The following is a 17,167-nucleotide window of genomic DNA, read 5'->3' on the forward strand; positions in this document are numbered from 1 at the left end:
CAGGTATCAAGGGATCATGGCGGGCCTTGGGCAGGGACTCGACGAAGACGAGACGTGTCAGCAGTTGGTGCTGCCGGCGCTCGCTGCGGCCGGTTGGGGCGGCCGGATTCGACACGAGTACCAGATCAACGACGGGAAGCTGCTGGCGGGCAAGCGTTGGCATCGTCGGGAAGCGCCGCTGCGAGCGGATTACGCGCTGGAGTACGCCGAAGATCTCGTCATCGCCGTCGTGGAGGCCAAGCGTACGCGTAAGGACGCTGACGAGGGCATCGAGCAAGCCAAGCAATATGCCCGGCGTCTCGACGTGCCCTTCGCCTATGCCACCAACGGGACCACGATCTACGAGATCGATGCCACGACGGGGCGGATCGACCAGGTCGACGAGTACCCGTCCCCCGATGAGCTCTGGCAGCGCTATCGCGACCGGCAGGGGATCGATACCGATCTGCAGGCCGAGCTGGAGAAGACCCCCTTCGACCACCAGCTCCGCAACACGAACAACACGCCTAAGCGGCCGCGCTATTACCAGCGTGTGGCGGTGAATCGCGCCGTGCGTGCGATCGCGCGGGGGGACAAGCGGCTCCTGCTGACCTTGGCCACCGGTACCGGGAAGACCTTCGTCGCCTACCTCATTGTGGCCAAGCTTCGGGAAGTCGGCTGGCCATCCGGGCGCAAGCCGAAGATCCTCTACCTCGCCGACCGCAACGTGCTCGTGGACCAGCCCAAGGATGACTACTTCGCCCGGGTTTACGGCGATCTCGTGCACAAGATCTCCGGCGGTGAGGTCAAACTGGGCAGGCAGATCTATTTCGCGCTCTACCAATCCCTGGAGAACGGCGACGAACAGGCGTTGTTCAAGCAGTTCCCGCCGGACTTCTTCGATCTGGTGATCGTCGACGAGTGTCACAGGGGGAGTGCCCGGGAGTCGTCTGGCTGGCGGAGCATCCTGGAGCACTACGCGCCCGCGACCCAGCTCGGTCTGACGGCGACCCCGGTCCGCAAGGCGGACGCCGACACGCACGCATACTTCACCAACGAAATCTACGAGTACTCCCTCAAGGACGGCATCGAGGACGGGTACCTGGCGCCCTACCGGGTCCGCAAGGTCCGGCTCAACATCGACATGACCGGGTGGCGGCCTGAGTCGGGGCAGCGAGACTTGCACGGAACGGAGATCCCGGACCGGCTGTACACGCCGAGGGACTACGAGAAGCAGCTGAAGATTCTGGACCGGACCGACGAGGCGGCACGGTACCTGACCGAGTACCTTCACCGCACGGACCGCATGGGCAAGACGATTGTGTTCTGCGAGGACACCGACCACGCCGGCCGCATGATGCGGGCGCTGAACAATCTCAACACCGACAAGGTCCGGCAGTACTGGAATTACGTCTGCCGCATCACCTCGAGTGACGGGAAGCACGGCCAGGCCTTGTTGGACGCGTTCAAGCGGATCGACACTGATGAGCCGGTGATTGCTGTGACGTCGAGGTTGCTGTCGACGGGTGTGGACATGCCGTCCGTGCGCAACATCGTCCTGTTCCGCCGGATCAGCTCGGTACCGGAGTTCAAGCAGATTATCGGACGCGGGACGCGACTGTGCCCGGATGTGCACAAGCAGTCGTTCGACATCATCGACTTCGTCGAAGCGACCGTGAAGTTCAACGACCCGGACTTCGACGGTCCCCCGGTACGAGTGATCGTCGATCAGGAGGACGAATCCGGCCTCTTCGAGGAAGTCGTGGAACAGGAGGTCGAAGCGCCCGAGGGGCCAGCTGACGACGAGGTGGCCGAGCCGGGGTCCGAGTACGTCGAGCAGGACGAGGGCGCTTGGGAGGCCCCGGAGCGCCGGGACGTGGTCACTGATCCGGAGGAGATCGAGCGCGTCCGAGCGCACGGTAAGGGCTCTTCCCAGATGAGGGTGTAGGTCGGCCGGGCGCGTCGGTCCGCAGATAGACGTCGAGGTCTCCCGACGATGGAGGTTCCTACGCCATCCATCCGAAAGACCTCGACGTGTCCGACGCTACCCCGCCGGCCGGGTTCGGCCGCCCTGACCTGACCGCCTTCGCGGCTCATCCCAATCGACCCTGATCGGGTCTGCTGACCCCCTCGACGAGAACGCAGCGACATCACAGCCACCCAACCCCGACCGTCCGGGAAGCCGGGGCACGTCACATGGCCTGTGCTGCGGGCGTGTCGAGTGGGTCGTCCAGGGGCGACGCAGGAGCGTCGACGCGACGTGCTGAGAGGTGGTTCCAACCGAGCGCTAGGACACCGGCTACAGGCATGGCGATAGGTCAGGAACGGCGTCGCTCCCTGCGCAGGAGGGAGCGCAGAGTCTCGGCGTTCGCGTAGCCGACCCGTCGCGCGATCTCGGCGGAGGTGAGGTCCGTGGTTGCTGAGAGGTGCCGAGCTCGTTCGATGCGAAGCCGTTGGACGAAGCCGAGCGGAGTGAGGTTGAGCGCCGCACGGACTCGTCGTTCGAGGGTGCGCCGGCTGGTGCCGAGCGACTGCGCGACGAAGGCGACGTTGAACGGTTCGTCCAGGCGGACGCGCACGAAGCGTTCGAACTCGACGACGATCGAGTCCTCGTGCCGGAGATGTTCGTAGGCGACGAAGGCCGCCTGCGACGGGCGCTCGTCGATGATGAGGAGCTTGGCGACATGTTGGGCCAGGTCGTGGCTGATCGATCGCACGAGTGAGAGCGCGAGGTCGATGTGGGCGAAGGCGGCGCCGGCGGTGACGAGGTTCCCGTCGACCACGACCATGGTGTCGAGATCGAGGGCGACGGTCGGATAGCGCTTCAGGAACTCCGGCCCCAGGAACCAGCTGGTCGTCGCCCGCCGATGATGCATCCGTCCGGTCTCGGCGACGGCGAACACGCCGGTGCACGCCGCGGCGATCCGGGTGGTCGCGTCGTCGAGGCGCCCGAGTGAGGCGATGACCGAACGAGCATCTCGGCTCTGGAGGGCGTCGTGGGTCGCGGCGGCCGTGAGGGTTCCAAGCGCAGGGACGACGACCACGTCGAACTCTCCGGACTCCGACAGCGGGTGGTCCACCGACAGGGTCATCGATGCCGTCGTGGTCACTCGCCGTTTCGGTCCGAGGATGGCGAGTTCGATCGGGTCGATCCGCGGGTCGACATCGCCGCGGGCTCCGTCGGCCACCCGCACGATGTCGATGACCGACGCGACCGCCGAACCGAAGCAGCCGTCGATCGCGATCAGTCCGATACGCATGGCGCGAACAATAGCAATACTGCCGTATACGCCACTCCCCACCGGCCCTCGCTCGTCATACGCTGAACTCGCCCCACGAAGAACCCCGACTTCAAGGAGAACCCCTCATGTCCACACCCGCATCACTTCCGTATGCCTTCGTCGCCAAGATCGTCGCGGCTGATGGACAGCACGACGCGCTCGCCGATCTGCTCGCCGGCGCTGTCGCACTCGCCAACGAAGAAGTAGGAACGATTGTCTGGTTCGCGGCTAGGACCCACGCCGACACCTTCTGGATCTTCGATGCATTCCCCGACGAGGCCGCTCGCGACGCCCACGCCAACGGCGCCATCGTCGCAGCCCTGATGGCCAACCAGCACCTCCTCGGCGCAGCACCCGAGATCATGGCGGCCGACGTCCTCGCGTCCAAGCTCCCGTAGTCCGCCAACGCACGAGACGATCGCGCCCCGCCGAGCCGTCGGACCCGACCGCCTCGACACCCGCACCACGTTGACGATCCCCGACGGGCCGATCACGAGGAGGCCAGGCAACACCAGGCGCAAGCCTGGAGCGGCACTGTTTCACCGGTGGTCATCGAGAGAGCCAGCGCGGTTCCATGGCAGCGCAACTGTGTCAACTTGCCCTCCGTCCCGCGAGGCGCCGTGGGCGGATCGTGGTTGCGATCCGTTGCCGTGACGGGAGACGCGTTGCGCGTCGCAGCGATGACGGGTCGTTGGCGTTCCGGGGCGTTGCGTTCGTGCGCGCCGCGCGTGCGGCATGGAGCATCTCGCTGCGCACACAACGATCGCTGCGCCGACGCACCGTTGACACCTCGCACGTCCAGGTCGCGACACAACGCCACGCTGCGTTGCCGAGCGGAGCGAGGCATATCGGCACACGGACAGGATGCCGGCCGCGAGCGCTCAGCCGGCGAGGGGTCCGTCGCAGAGGAGAGCGACGTCGGTGTCGGGCAGAGCCGTGAGGCCAGCGCATTGCGCGACCACCAGAACCGAACCGCCCCTGCCCTGCGTTTGCGCAGGTCAGGGGCTGTTCGCCGGAGCCGCCTGTCGGAATCGAACCGACGACCTAATCACGTCGGCTTTGCGGGCTCTTCCCAGATGAGGGTGTAGGTCGGCCGGGCGCGTCGGTCCGCAGATAGACGTCGAGGTCTCCCGACGATGGAGGTTCCTACGCCATCCATCCGAAAGACCTCGACGTGTCCGACGCTACCCCGCCGGCCGGCTTCGGCCGCCCTGACCTGACCGCCTTCGCTCGACTCGACGGCCTCGGTCTGAGCGTGACCGGGCAACGACTTGAACCGGATCGTGCGGTCCTCGCGTGCCGCGTGGTGGAACCAGATCAGTCTTGCCGACGGTGCGGCAGCGAAGGCGCTGCTCGTGACACCGTGATCCGGCGGTTGGCCTACGAGCCGCTGGGCTGGCGACCGACCGTGCTGGAAGTTGTAGTGCGCCGCTACCGCTGTGCCGACTGCGGACACGTGTGGCGCCAAGACACCAGCGCCGCGGCGGAGCCACGCGCGAAGCTCTCGCGCACCGGGTTGCGGTGGGCGCTGGAAGGGATCGTGGTCGCACACCTCACCGTCGCCTGTGTCGCCGAGGGACTCGGGGTCGCGTGGGACACCGCCAACAACGCGGTCCTGGCCGAAGGCAATCGGCTGCTGATCAACGACCCCACGCGGTTCGAGGGCGTGAAGGTCATTGGCGTCGATGAGCACGTCTGGCGCCACACCAGGCGTGGCGACAAGTACGTCACCGTGATCATCGACCTCACCCCGGTCCGCGATGGCGCCGGCCCAGCAAGGCTGCTGGACATGGTCGAGGGCCGGTCGAAGGCGGCGTTCAAGACCTGGCTCGCCGACCGCGACGACGCCTTCCGTGACGCGGTCGAGGTGGTCGCGATGGACGGCTTCACCGGGTTCAAGACCGCCGCTGCGGAGGAGATCCCGGACGCGGTCACGGTGATGGATCCCTTCCACGTCGTGCGCCTGGCCGGTGACGCCCTCGACAGGTGCCGGCGCCGGGTCCAACTCGCGATCCACGGGCACCGTGGGTTCAGGGACGACCCGCTCTACAAGTCGCGGCGCACGCTGCACACCGGCGCGGACCTGCTCACCGACAAGCAGAGCGACAGGCTACGCGCGCTGTTCGTTGATGACGCTCACGTCGAGGTCGAGGCGACCTGGGGTGTCTACCAGCGCATGATCGCCGCCTATCGCCACGAGGACCGGCAACGTGGCCGCGAGCTCATGGAGAAGCTGATCACCGACCTCAGCGCCGGCGTCCCCAAGGTGCTCACCGAGCTCACCACCCTGGGCCGGACCCTGAAGAAGCGAGCCGCCGACGTGCTCGCCTACTTCGAACGACCCGGCACCAGCAACGGGCCGACCGAGGCGCTCAACGGACGGCTCGAACACCTGCGCGGCTCCGCGCTCGGGTTCCGCAACCTGACCAACTACATCGCCCGAAGCCTGCTCGAGACCGGCGGCTTCAGACCCCAACTCCTACACCCCCGATTGGGATGAGCCTGACCGGGTGCCGGGGTGCTGGGTGGGTTGGTGGTGCGGGTTCGGTGGAGTGCGGTGAGGGCGGTGTTGTGGGTGTGGGGGAGGGTGTGGAGGTAGCGCTCGGTGGCGCGGAGGCTGCGGTGGCCGAGGCGTTCGCGGATGGTTTCGAGGTCGGCGCCGCCGGCGAGCATCCAGGATGCGTTGGTGTGGCGGAGGTCGTGGATGCGGGCCGGGTGGGTGAGGCCGGCGTTGGCTAGTGCGTGGTACCAGATGTTTCTGCGGAACCAGCTGCGGTCGAGGTGTTGGTCGTGGCGGGTGCGTCGGTGGCGGGTGGGGCGGTCGTGTCCGTGGGCTCGGCGGTGGCGGCGGTAGGTGGCGATGGCGGTGCGGCAGTGCTGGCAGCGGCATCCGGTGTTGTAGCGGGTGGCGGTGCCGTGCCCGGCGGTGCCGTGCCCGGCGGTGCCGTGCCCGGCGGTGCCGTGCCCGGCGGGTGTCGGGGTGGTGGCGGTGGCGGTGGCGGTTTCTGTGTGGGGGTTGGGGGTCATGGTGGGGGTGCCGAAGAGGAGATCGTCGGCGACGAGGTCGGTGTTGGGTAATGTGGTGTTGGAGGGCGGTGGTGAGTTCGTGGGTGAGGTGGAGTTGGCGGTATTCGGTGATTTTGGGGTAGTGCTTGACGACGAATCGTGTTCCGTCGGTGTTGGGTTGGTTGAGTTCGACGACGGCTCGGCTGATGGTCGCGACATGGAGGATCTCGTAGTGGATCGTGGCGATACCGGTACTCCGTGACGTGCGCCCGTTCTGCTGTCCGATGGTCGGACTTGTCAGGCAGAATTCAGCATTGTGCCTCACTCAAGACCATCTCCGCTGAGCATGACCGGATGGCTCCGCACGGAGTCGGGATCGGCGGTGCTCCTCACCGTCGTCACAGCGGTCGCGCTCATCTGGGCGAACTCGCCGCTCTCCTCTTCCTACTTCGAGCTGTGGCATCAGGGCCTGGGCTTCGACGTCGGCCCGTTCGGGCTGCACATGGACCTGCACCACTGGATTAACGACGGCCTGATGGTCGTGTTCTTCTTCGTCGTTGGGCTCGAGGTGCGTCAGGAGTTCGCCCACGGGGCGCTGAGGGACACCAGCCGTGCCCGTCTCGCCGTGATCGCCGGGGTCGCGAGTGTGGCTCTCCCCGCGCTGGTGTACGTCCTCGTCGTCGGTGCGGCCGGTGCCGAGGGCATCGAAGGCTGGGGAGCTGTGGTCGGCACCGACACCGCGTTCATGCTGGGCGCGCTCGCGATCGTCGGCCCTCGCCTGTCCGGTCAGCTGCGCGTCTTCCTCCTTACCCTGACGGTGGTCGACGACTTCCTCGCGGTGTCGATCATCGGCATCTTCTACAGCGAGGAGATCCGCATCGTCCCGCTGCTGGTCGCCCTCGCGTGCCTTCTCGCGCTGTGGCTGCTCGGACGCTCCCGCCAATGGAGCGCGGCTCCGTACGTGCTGATTGTCCTCGGGCTATGGCTGGCCACGCTCTCCTCAGGCGTCCACGCATCGCTCGCGGGGATGATCGCTGGCCTCCTCATCCCCGCGTACCCGACGCGGCGGCACAAGGTGGTCGCCGCCCGGCAGCTGTTCCGCGACTTCTGGCAATCGCCGAGCGCGTCTTCGGCCCGTGCCGTCGGCCGGGGGCTGTCTCGGGGCGTCTCGGTCAATGAGCGCCTGCACGAGTACCTCCGGCTGCCCACCGCGCTGCTGGTTGTGCCGATCTTCGCCCTGGCCAACGCAGGGGTGGACCTGCGGGGCGGGCTGCTCGTCGACTCGCTCGGCTCGCCGGTCACGTGGGGCGTCGTCGCGGGGCTCGTGCTCGGCAAGCTCTTGGGGATCGGGCTCGCGACGCTTTTGGCCGTCCGACTGGGTGCGGGGCGCCTGCCGGAAGGCGTCGGGATGGGCAGCGTGTTCGGGGGCGCGGCGCTGTCGGGCATTGGTTTCACCGTGTCACTGCTGATCATCGGGCTCGCCTTCGGCACCACCTCCGACCTCGGCCGTCAGGCGACTCTCGGCGTGTTCGTTGCTATGGTGCTCGCTTACGTGCTGGGGTGGGCGATCTTCAAGGTCGCCGCCCGCAGGTGGGGCGAGGAGACCGCGGATCTGCCGATGACGCTGGAGCCGCCGGTGGATCCGGAGGTCGACCACATCCGCGGCCCGGAGGACGCCCAGCTCACGCTCGTGGAGTTCGTGGACTTCGAGTGCCCGTTCTGCGCGCACGCCACCGGCTCTTGGGAGGATCTGCACGAGCGCTTCGGCGACGACCTGCGCTACGTGGTGCGCCATCTTCCGCACCACCCGCACGGGCCGATCGCCGCCAGGGCGGCCGAGGCGGCGGCGAATCAAGGCATGTTCTGGCCGTGGCTCGACTTCGTGTTCACCCGCCAGCACGCCCTGGAGCGCGACAACCTCGTCGACTACGCGGTCGAGCTCGGCCTCGACGTCGAGACATTCACCGAGGACCTCGACAGCGCGGAGGTCGCCAAGCGAGTCGAGCGAGACGCCGCGAGCGCGGCGGACAGCGGCGCGCACGCCACTCCGACCTTCTTCGTGGAGGGCTGCCGCCTGCTGGGCAGCTACGACGCGCGCACCCTGACGGCGATGCTGGAGTCCAGCCGCCGTGGCACCCGCACCCAGGAGATCCCGGCCTGAGCGCCGGACGAGAGGGGACGACCTGCGCACCGCAGGTGGTCCCCTCACCGAAGGCTCTCAGAACAGGGTCGGAGGCGGTGGCGGGGCACGAGTCGAGCCCGCCTGACTCTCGAGCTCGATCCACCTGCAGATGACGTGGACGACGTATTCCCGCTCACGCTCGCTGAGCTCGTGCCCCCGGATGATCTCGTGGTTGATCTGCAAGCACTTCCTGCAGCAGGTCGCGGTGGCGTGCTGGGCGCGGAAGACGGGGTGTCCGCCCCAGGGGGTCTGTCTGCCGTCCTTCTGCGGGTGCGCCGGGGCGAGCCGCGCGTCGATGAGCTCCTTCGCGTGCCGAGCGATGGTCTCCGGTCCGCGCGACGCGGCATAGGCGAGCTCGGGAGGGCGCAGGTGGAACTTCGCGCGGAAGGGGATCCGGGCGATGCGCGCCAGCCGAGCGTCCAGCCGGTCCTGGTCAATGGCCGTGCCGACATGCTCCGAAGCGTCGCCGGGATCGTGCGCACCCTCGGTCATGAGCCAGGTTCCGAGGCGGCCTGGGCCGGCGTCCCTTCCAAAGCGGCGATCTCCCGGTACTCGCCTGACAAGGGCGATACCGGCCAAGTGGGCGGGCAGAACAAGTGCGACTTCGTGATCGGGAACAAGAACGCGGACAACAGCACTTCGATCCGGGACATAGCCAGGGATCTCGCCAACTACATCCACGACAACTACAGCCCGGGTAATCCCGTCGACATCGTGGCGCATTCGATGGGAGGGCTGATCACGCGTGTCGCGGTGCTCGGCACTTACGAGCACTGGGAGGGGTTTCCGGAGAGCGTGTTCGTACAGGACATCGTGACACTCGGCACGCCGCACCAGGGCGTGCGAGGTGGGTGCCCGGAAGACAGTTGGGCCTCGGACGGTGATCCGTGCAGGCAGTGGAACCAAATGGTGCCCAGCGACGCCGGCGGCTCGGGGTTCATCGACAAGCTGCACGAGTCCGAGCCCGGTGCTGGTGACCGCGGCCTTGACGACGCGTGGGCATCTGGCATCGACTGGAGCTTGGTCGGCTCGGAGGAGGATCCCACGGTGTCCTACCGCTCGGCGATCGATCAGGGCTACTTCGCCAACCAGAAGTACGGCTACGACGAAGACCGCAACAACAACGGGAGCCAGGACTGCTGGTCACCGGAGGAAGTGGACCACCAAACGATCCGAGAGCTCACCGGATCCGGAGGCTTCTGCCTGCGCTACTGGCACGACGGTAGCGACGGAGGTCCCTACACCACCGACAACGGGTGGTCTCCGCTGAAAACGGCCTTTAAGGCCGCTACCCACGATGGAGACGACTTGCCGAGATGACCTCACAGAAGGGGGGATGCCGCCGGTGGGCTCCCCCTTGGGTGTGGACACCCTGATTCTGGGTCCTGTGGGTCCTGTGGGTCCTGTGGGTCCTGTGGGTCCTGTGGGTCCTGTGGAGGAAGTGTCCTTGGTGGCACGGAAGTCGAAGTTTCGCGAGGAGTTCAAGCGGGACGCGGTGGCGATTCGGAGAACCTTGAGTCGATGGGCTCGTTGATCACTGAGGAGTAGGAACTGGGGGCCGAGCTCGCCGGACGGGCTGCGCGCGAGTTGTGCGCCCTGAAGCGCTCTCCATTGTCGTGGGAGCAGAAATCTGGGAGGATTTTGGGAGGATAGATGTGCGTCGAACTGTACTCAACCGGATATGAGCGGTCGCAACAGCGTTGTTTCCACCTGCGGATTCTCGATTTTCGCAGGTCGGGCGGCTGCGGCTGTCTACCTTGACACGGTAGAGGTCACTGGTTCGATCCCAGTATCGCGCACCATTTTGTTGCCGGTCGGCGGTGTGGCCAATGATTTTGGTGGTCCGAGCACGGGTGCGTGTTCAGTTGACCGTGATTCGACCCCTGGACGTGCTGCAAATTTGGGAAGCACTCGCCCACCAGTTTCCGGAGCTGATCGCACCGCGGAAAGACGCACAGGTGAGGTGATCCGGGCAGGACCCGTTGCCCGAACGGACAAGGCCGCCGACGCGAGCAGCTCTCGCTGCGCAATCCCCGCTGCTCAGCCGGAATGGAGAGGGGTCCGACCGGCAGCGGCGGCACCGCGGCAAGGCGCTCGGGCGACGCGTTCGGGCAGCATCGTTGCCCGAACGGACAACGGAGATCGGCGCGACCGGTGGAAGTTGCGGGCAGGGGTTCGGTCATCGGGCCCGTCGCGGACCTGGATCGGCGCAGGTGGCGGTTCGGTGGTGCGGTGCTGCGGTGAACGTCCGGGCCAAAAGAGGTTTTCCCTATTCGTGCCGTATCCCTTGGTGGCCCGGCGCGGCGGTGTCGATCGGTCATCGGCGGCTTCTAGGCGGTGTGAGCTGGGCTGATCGAGGTTGCGGGGCCGTGCGGGACAGTGCTCCGACGGAATTCGGTGGTCTGCGAGGTCCCGTAGGGTGCGGGACGCGCTTTCTCGCACAACCCGATTTCATTCGGGGTGGTCCTTGTGGCGGCCACTGGTTGAGTTCCTGTGACGTGATTCATGGTCGGTCAACCTGGGGGCGAGTGCAGCGTCCTACGGACGAATACTTGGAACGCGGTTTTTGGGGAGAGAACGATGCGTAAGGCGTTGATCACCGGCGCGATCATTGCGGGGCTGGGGCTTTCCGGGGCGGCCTGCGGAACCAGCGGCGAATCGGCACCCGATCCTGGTCAAGCGGCCGTGAAGAAGCTGCCGTCGCAGGTGGAGCCGGGTTCGCCGGGTGACGAGAACGGCAATGGTCAGCTGGACTCGAGTGAGACTCCGGATAACCCGGATGCGTTGCCGTCGCAGGTGGAGCCGGGTTCGCCGGGTGACGAGAACGGGAACGGTCAGCTGGACTCGAGCGAGACCCCGGACAACCCGGACGCATGATCGGTTTTCTCAGTCGCGGGTAATCCGGTGTTCGCGAACACCGGGACCGCGAGTTCGCGGATCCGCTGCCGACACCACGTCGGCAGCGGATTTTTGCGTTTGGTGCCCTCCTGCGGCAGCGGTTCCGGACGGCAAGACGGTCCTTGGCGAATTCCCCCCCGTCCGGATCACGCCGGAGTCGCGCGCCTGCGGGGTTTCCGCGCACCCACCGAGTTGAGGTTCACGACGCAGCGGCCGGTGGGTTGTTCCAGGCGGAACGGCTCAACGGCGGGCCGCCGCGCGCATCCGCCGCCGGCCGAACCGGACAGCAGCACGGGCGTGGCGATCGTGGCGGTGCGGAGGGTTCCGATGGAGTCGCGCGGTCGCAGTGCCGCGCAGCAACATGTACGGCACTCGGGAGTTCATGGCTGCTTCCGCGAATGCTTGTAGTGGCCGATAGCGCGCGAGCCGTTCCGTTCCGGCTTGAGGAAGGGCACCGCTCCGCGGCCGGCCATCGCAGATCACCGGGCCATCGCTCCGGTGGTAGCGCTCGGCCGACGCGTTCACTCCGGCACCGGCCGATTCCCGTCGCCCCGACGAATCAGCCGGGAACGGCGCCGCGGACACAACGAACCCCCACCGGTCGCCCGGTGGGGGTTCGTTGTGCGGCGCGGCTCAGAGGCCGACGTTCAAGCCCTGATCGACCGGCTGCATGGTGCCGACGCGGACGCCCTTGACCGGAAGGCTCGTGCCGGTCTCCGGGTCGCTGGGCGAGATCTCGGCCACGTTGCTGCCCGGACCGTTCATGTTCGAAGCCTTCGCGTTGAAGCCCGTGGCGACCATGGCGTTCGGGTCCGACTTGTCGGTGAGCTCGAACTTCACACCGGCGTAGGCGCTCTTGCCCGGGTCCACCACGAACTCCTTCGGCGCACCGGGGACGTCGGCGTCCTGGCTCGGCACCTTGAACTCCTCGTCGTCCATGGACTTCGGCGTCAGCACCGGGTAGCCGTCCACCTGGCAGGGCTTGTCCGAGGTGTTCTTCATGCTCAGCACGTACGACCCCGGCGCGTGCTGCGGCTGCGCATCGAGCCGGTAGGCGAAGTCCGCAGCCGTGCAGTCGCTGGACTTGCCGATGTCCACGGCACCCGGGGCGTCTCCTTGCTGGCTCTCCGGCGCCACCGCGGAGTTCGTGGCCGCCTGGCCGCTGCATCCGGCCAGCAGCAGCGCCCCACCGACCAGTGCCGCCGCCGCGCTTGCCGTACGAGTCCGCTTCACCATCATCAAAACCTTTCCGGAGTGTGCGAGCGCGGTGTTCCCTTGCGCTTTTCTAACCGTAAGACGGCTGCTTCCCGATGAGGTTGCGCATCGCCCGAAAAAACTTGGAAAAGGATCTGTCCTGCACAGACGACGGTTCCGGTAAGGTTGAGCCGGAGTTGCGGAAGTCACTCCGAGGAATTGGAGCGGCGGTTCGTGAGGGGTTTCCCTGAGGGGCGCGGAAAGGCTGGCGGAGTTGTTGAGCACGGCCCCTGCCGGCATTTAGCCGCGTGCGCGGTTCATTTTGTGCACATCACTTGCCCGTTCGGGTCGCAAAACCGTTCGGCGGGTGCGAAATCCTTGCCGAGATCGCTAAGGTGCGGCCTGCGGCCTGCCGATCCCGGTGGCCGCGCGCGGGCGCCGCACATCCGAGCGGCCCCGCAGCACCAGGTCCGCGCGCCGGTGGACGCGAATTCGCCGTGGCCCCGCGCGCGTCCGAGCATCCGCACGCGAACCGCGAGGGACGATGTGATCACTCCAAGACGCCGCTGGGCGCGGTCGGTGGTGGCGGCAGCGCTCGCCGCCGGGCTGCTGACCGGCGCGAGCCATTCCGCGTTCGGCGAGCCGCGCACCGCGCAGGCTCCGAACACCGAAGAACAACGCGCGTTCGAGTCCGCCGCCGAGGAATTCGGGGTGCCCACCCCGCTGCTGATGGCGGTCTCGTACCAGCTGACCAGGTGGGAGAACCACCACGGCGAGCAGAGCAAGGCCGGCGGGTACGGCCCGATGCACCTGACCGACGTGCGCCCGGAGCAGCTGCGCGCCGACAACCCGAAGCTGCTCGAGCAGGCCGCCGACAACCCGCGGCTGCACACCCTGCAGAAGGCCGCCGGCCTGGTCGGCTCCGACGCGGATCAGGTCAAGCGGGACATGGCGCAGAACATCCGCGCCGGTGCCGCGCTGCTGGCCGACCGCGCCGAGGAACTCGACGGCGGGAAGCTGCCGGAGAACATCGGCGGCTGGTACCCGGCGGTCGCCGAGCTCAGCGGCAGCCCGCAGGCCAGCGGTGCGCGCTCGTTCGCCGAGGACGTCTACGACGTGCTCGGGCAGGGCCGCAAGCGCACCACCTCCACCGGTCAGGAGCTTGCCTACCCCAAGGTCGCGGACGTGCGGCCGGATCGGGACCTCGCGGGCACCGGGCTGGAAGGCACCGGAGAAGAAGGCACCGGAGCGGAAGGCACCGAAGAGGCGCCGTCTGCGGAACCAAGCACGAGCCAGGACCCGGCGGGTGACCGCTCGCAGACCGGGCAGGACTCCGCCCGGACGTCCGAGCAGCCCAGCTCGTCGCAGCAGAACTCGGACCGGCAGGCGGAGTGCCCCGACGACGTCGACTGCCGCTACGTCCCGGCCGCCTACGAGCCCACGGACCCGGAAAAGCCCGCGGGCTCCTACGGCAACTACGACACCGCGAACCGGCCGCAGGACGTCAAGATCGACTCGATCGTGCTGCACAACACCGAGCTTTCGTACCAGGCGACGATCTCGGCGTTCCAGAACCCGGCCAACGCCAGCGCATCGCACTACGTGGTGCGGTCATCGGACGGCCAGATCACGCAGATGGTGCCGACCAAGGACATGCCGTGGCACGCGGGCAGCTGGGACCGCAACATCCGCTCCATCGGCATCGAGCACGAGGGCTGGGCCGCCGAGGGCGGCACCTGGTACACGGAGCAGATGTACCGGTCGTCGGCGAAGCTGGTGAAGTACTTGGCGGACAAGTACGACATCCCGCTGGACCGCACGCACATCCTCGGCCACGACGAGGTCACCGCGGAAACGCCGAAGAAGGCGGGCCTGGAGCACTACGATCCCGGCCCGTTCTGGGACTGGGCGCACTACATGAACCTGCTCGGTTCGCCGCTGGACGATGCCAGCGGCGGCGCTGAAGAAGATGTCGTGACGATCTTCCCGAACTTCGCCGAGAACCGTCCCGAGGTGCAGAACTGCCCGGACGGCAACTGCGAGGTGCTGCCGAAGCAGGGCGCCAACTTCCTGCCGTTGCGCACCGAACCGCGCGCCGACGCGCCGCTGCTGACCTCGGAGGTGGTGCACCCGGACGGTTCTGCGGGCAGCACCCGGATCGAGGACTGGGGCAACAAGGCGGCCACCGGCAGGCAGTACGCGGTCGCCGAGCGCTCCGGCGAGTGGCTGGCGATCTGGTTCGACGGCAAGAAGGCGTGGCTGCACGACCCCGACGGCAAGAACACCGCGCCAGCCGATGACGCCGAGCTGGTGCGCGCCAAGCGGGATCGGATACCGACCTACGGGCGCGCGGCGCCGACCGCCGAGGAGTACCCGGAGGGCGTCGAGCCGACCGAGCTGGAGCCGTTGCCGTACGAGGTCCCGGCTGGGCAGGCCTACGTCAAGGGCCCGGACGCGAAGGCGAAGGACTACCACGTGGCCTTCGACGGGGCGGACGACCCGAACAACCACAAGGTGGTCAACGGGTCGGAGGAGTTCGTCCAGATCTCGTTCAACCACCGCTGGGTCTATGTGAAGAAGGCGGACCTGCAGGCCGCTTCCTGACCGCTCCGGCCCGGCTGGGCGGCATCGCTGGAGAACCCCCACCGGCATTGCCGGTGGGGGTTCTCCGTTGTTCGGGGCGGCCGCCTCTTCTCCCTCGGGGCAGGTACTTGCCTGCCGGGAAAGTGCCCGTGTACTTTCCTTGTAGGCAAGTACATGAGACGGCGGCAAAGTCCGGACTTCGCGGGCATCCGCCGACCGAGACGGGAGTGGCGATGATGGCGACCGAACCGACCCCGCAAGAAGCCTCCGACGCGCTGCGCGAGATCTCCGCGCGCAAGCAGCAGGTGACCGGCCGGAACTCGCAGCCGAAGTGGGTGCTGTGGGCGACGGCGGCGCTGGTGCTCGCGCTCGGGCTCACCTCGGACCTGAGCCCGCAGCTGCGGACGCCGGTGTCCTACCTGGTACTGGCGTTCGTGCTGGTGGTGTCCATCTTGTCGCGCTGGAAGCGCCTTGGTTCCGCGATCGGATACCAGCGATCGCCCAGCGTCCGCCCGGCGATGTCGGTGCGCACCCGGCTGCTGAACATCCTCGTGCTGCTGGTGATGATCGTGCTCGTGCTCGGGGCTTCGGCGCTGCTGCGCGATTCGGAGGTGCCGTACCCGGGCACCATCGCCGGCGTGCTGATCGTCGCGACGATGCCGCTGTGGCAGCGGTTCTTCGGCCACCGGATGCGCGGGTCGCGAGCGGATCATGGCTGAGCAGGGCGAACTGGACCAGGCGCTGCTGGATCCGACGCGGCTGTCGATCGTGTCGCTGCTGGCGGCCACGCACTGGGCGGAGTTCGGCTACGTGCGGGAATCGGTGCGGCTGTCCGACTCCGCACTGTCCAAACAGGTCAGTTCGCTGGAGAAGCTGGGCTACGTCGAGGTGGACAAGGGCTACGTCGGCAAGCGGCCGCGCACCTGGCTCAACCTCAGCCGCACCGGCCGGGAGGTGCTGACCGGGCACATCGCCGCGCTGCAGCGGATCGCCGCCGACGCGGGGGAGACCGGGGCGCGGCATCAGCGGCAGGCCGATTAGCGGCGCGGAAATCTGCCCGGCCGTTTAGTTCTCGGCTGTTCGCGGATAGCCGGATTCCGTCGGCGGTGGCGCCGGTTCGTAGCCGATGTCGGCGGCGCGGACTCCGCGTCGTTGCGGCTTCGCGCAGTGCGTGCGGCCCGGGATTCCCGTCGAGGGGAATCCCGGGTTTTGCCGGACGGTGGCGGTGCTCGCGCACCGGTCGGTATGCGTGCGCATAAACTCCCGAATGGGGTGATTCCGAGTGCGGTTCGCGGAAACGCCGAGAACTCGGAACGCGAGTGCGAGGGGAGCGCGAATGTCGACCGAAGCCGGCCCGGACACTTCTCCGGGAGCAATGCCCGCCGCGCCGGAATCGAAACCGCGCACCCGGGTGTCGGTGTGGGCGCCGGATCCGCTCACGCTGCTCGGGCTGACCGAAGCGCTGCTGGGCTCGTTCGAGGTGTTCGTGCCGGACGATCGCGATGCCGAAGCCGACGTGCTGGTCTTCGCCGCCGACCAGGTCACCGACCGGGTGGTGGCGAACATGCGCCGCGCCGCGGCCGGGTCCGCAGCGCCCGCGGTGCTGGTGGCGGGTGAGCTCGAAGCGTCCCGCCTGATGAGCGTGGTGGAGTGCCGGGTGGTCGCGGTGGTCTCGCGGGCGGCGGCCACCGAGCGCAGGCTCGGCGCGGCGATCGCCGCGGCCGCCGCGGGTGGTGGCGTGCTGCCGCCGAACCTGCTGGGTGAGCTGCTGCGGCAGGTGCAGGAGCTGCAGCGGGACGTGCTGGCGCCGCGCGGGCTGGACTCGGTCGGGCTGACCGCGCGGGAGGTCGAGGTCGTGCGGCTGCTGGCGGAGGGGTGCGACACCGAGGAGATCGGTTCGCGGCTGAGCTACTCGGAACGCACGGTCAAGAACATCGTCCGCGTCATGATGCGCAATCTCGACGTGCGCAATCGTCCGCAACTGGTCGCGCACGCGCTGCGCTCCGGACTCATCTGAGCGTTCCGGGTTCGCGCCGGAATCGCT

15 protein-coding genes are annotated in these 17,167 nt (G+C 67.7%); 11 read left to right on the forward strand and 4 right to left on the reverse strand.

Annotated elements, in window-relative coordinates; genetic code table 11:
- Positions 1-16 precede the first annotated feature (16 nt).
- Positions 17-1,927: an EcoAI/FtnUII family type I restriction enzme subunit R gene (gene hsdR, locus INP57_RS03630; RefSeq protein ID WP_200068525.1), complete on the forward strand. Its 1,911-nt coding sequence runs from the start codon at positions 17-19 to the stop codon at positions 1,925-1,927.
- A 370-nt stretch (positions 1,928-2,297) separates the two neighbouring features.
- Here the strand turns inward: hsdR and INP57_RS03635 are convergent, their stop codons facing one another.
- The gene (locus INP57_RS03635; RefSeq protein WP_445326508.1) at positions 2,298-3,173 is read right to left on the reverse strand and encodes a GlxA family transcriptional regulator; all 876 of its coding nucleotides are present in this window, start codon (positions 3,171-3,173) and stop codon (positions 2,298-2,300) included.
- Between the two features lie 173 nt (positions 3,174-3,346).
- Here INP57_RS03635 and INP57_RS03640 point away from each other — a divergent pair, with 173 nt between their 5' ends.
- On the forward strand, positions 3,347-3,658 hold the full coding sequence (locus INP57_RS03640) for a putative quinol monooxygenase (protein ID WP_200068527.1): 312 nt from the start codon (positions 3,347-3,349) through the stop codon (positions 3,656-3,658).
- 776 nt (positions 3,659-4,434) lie between these two features.
- Entirely contained in the window at positions 4,435-5,760 is a 1,326-nt protein-coding gene (locus tag INP57_RS03645; RefSeq protein ID WP_200068528.1) for an ISL3-like element ISPfr2 family transposase, read from the forward strand.
- Here INP57_RS03645 and INP57_RS03650 read toward each other — a convergent pair.
- Positions 5,691-6,287 (reverse strand): tyrosine-type recombinase/integrase, encoded by a 597-nt coding sequence (locus tag INP57_RS03650; RefSeq protein WP_233626615.1) that lies wholly within the window; start codon positions 6,285-6,287, stop codon positions 5,691-5,693. The genes INP57_RS03645 and INP57_RS03650 overlap by 70 nt on opposite strands.
- A 79-nt stretch (positions 6,288-6,366) precedes the next feature.
- Between INP57_RS03650 and INP57_RS29320 the strand changes: the two genes are divergently transcribed.
- Both INP57_RS29320 and nhaA read left to right on the forward strand, forming a co-directional pair.
- A complete protein-coding gene (locus tag INP57_RS29320; RefSeq protein ID WP_233626616.1) occupies positions 6,367-6,528 on the forward strand; it encodes a hypothetical protein in 162 nt (53 codons plus the stop codon).
- Between the two features lie 84 nt (positions 6,529-6,612).
- Positions 6,613-8,427 carry a Na+/H+ antiporter NhaA gene (gene nhaA / locus INP57_RS03655; protein WP_200068530.1) on the forward strand — a complete coding sequence of 605 codons (1,815 nt, stop codon included), beginning with the start codon at positions 6,613-6,615 and terminating at the stop codon, positions 8,425-8,427.
- A 57-nt stretch (positions 8,428-8,484) separates the two neighbouring features.
- Here nhaA and INP57_RS03660 read toward each other — a convergent pair whose 3' ends face one another.
- Positions 8,485-8,940 (reverse strand): DUF4186 domain-containing protein, encoded by a 456-nt coding sequence (locus INP57_RS03660; protein WP_154076178.1) that lies wholly within the window; start codon positions 8,938-8,940, stop codon positions 8,485-8,487.
- Between the two features lie 87 nt (positions 8,941-9,027).
- Between INP57_RS03660 and INP57_RS03665 the strand changes: the two genes are divergently transcribed.
- Both INP57_RS03665 and INP57_RS29325 read left to right on the forward strand, forming a co-directional pair.
- The gene (locus tag INP57_RS03665; protein WP_200068531.1) at positions 9,028-9,768 is read left to right on the forward strand and encodes an alpha/beta hydrolase; all 741 of its coding nucleotides are present in this window, start codon (positions 9,028-9,030) and stop codon (positions 9,766-9,768) included.
- A gap of 1,260 nt (positions 9,769-11,028) precedes the next feature.
- Positions 11,029-11,325 carry a hypothetical protein gene (locus INP57_RS29325; protein ID WP_233626618.1) on the forward strand — a complete coding sequence of 99 codons (297 nt, stop codon included), beginning with the start codon at positions 11,029-11,031 and terminating at the stop codon, positions 11,323-11,325.
- A gap of 654 nt (positions 11,326-11,979) precedes the next feature.
- Here the strand turns inward: INP57_RS29325 and INP57_RS03675 are convergent.
- Complete coding sequence (locus INP57_RS03675; RefSeq protein ID WP_200068532.1) at positions 11,980-12,582, reverse strand: DUF4232 domain-containing protein; 603 nt, start codon at positions 12,580-12,582, stop codon at positions 11,980-11,982.
- A 504-nt stretch (positions 12,583-13,086) separates the two neighbouring features.
- Here INP57_RS03675 and INP57_RS03680 point away from each other — a divergent pair.
- The 4 genes from INP57_RS03680 (at position 13,087) to INP57_RS03695 (ending at position 17,140) form a co-directional block, all read left to right on the forward strand.
- The gene (locus INP57_RS03680; RefSeq protein ID WP_200068533.1) at positions 13,087-15,144 is read left to right on the forward strand and encodes an N-acetylmuramoyl-L-alanine amidase; all 2,058 of its coding nucleotides are present in this window, start codon (positions 13,087-13,089) and stop codon (positions 15,142-15,144) included.
- Between the two features lie 215 nt (positions 15,145-15,359).
- On the forward strand, positions 15,360-15,842 hold the full coding sequence (locus tag INP57_RS03685) for a hypothetical protein (protein ID WP_200068534.1): 483 nt from the start codon (positions 15,360-15,362) through the stop codon (positions 15,840-15,842).
- Positions 15,835-16,164 (forward strand): winged helix-turn-helix domain-containing protein, encoded by a 330-nt coding sequence (locus INP57_RS03690; RefSeq protein WP_200068535.1) that lies wholly within the window; start codon positions 15,835-15,837, stop codon positions 16,162-16,164. The genes INP57_RS03685 and INP57_RS03690 overlap by 8 nt, the downstream gene beginning before the upstream one ends.
- A 295-nt stretch (positions 16,165-16,459) precedes the next feature.
- Positions 16,460-17,140, forward strand: coding sequence for a helix-turn-helix transcriptional regulator (locus INP57_RS03695; protein WP_307849886.1), 681 nt, complete (start codon positions 16,460-16,462; stop codon positions 17,138-17,140).
- Positions 17,141-17,167: the final 27 nt, after the last annotated feature.

Source organism: Saccharopolyspora galaxeae (assembly GCF_016526145.1).
GTDB lineage: Bacteria > Actinomycetota > Actinomycetes > Mycobacteriales > Pseudonocardiaceae > Saccharopolyspora_C > Saccharopolyspora_C galaxeae.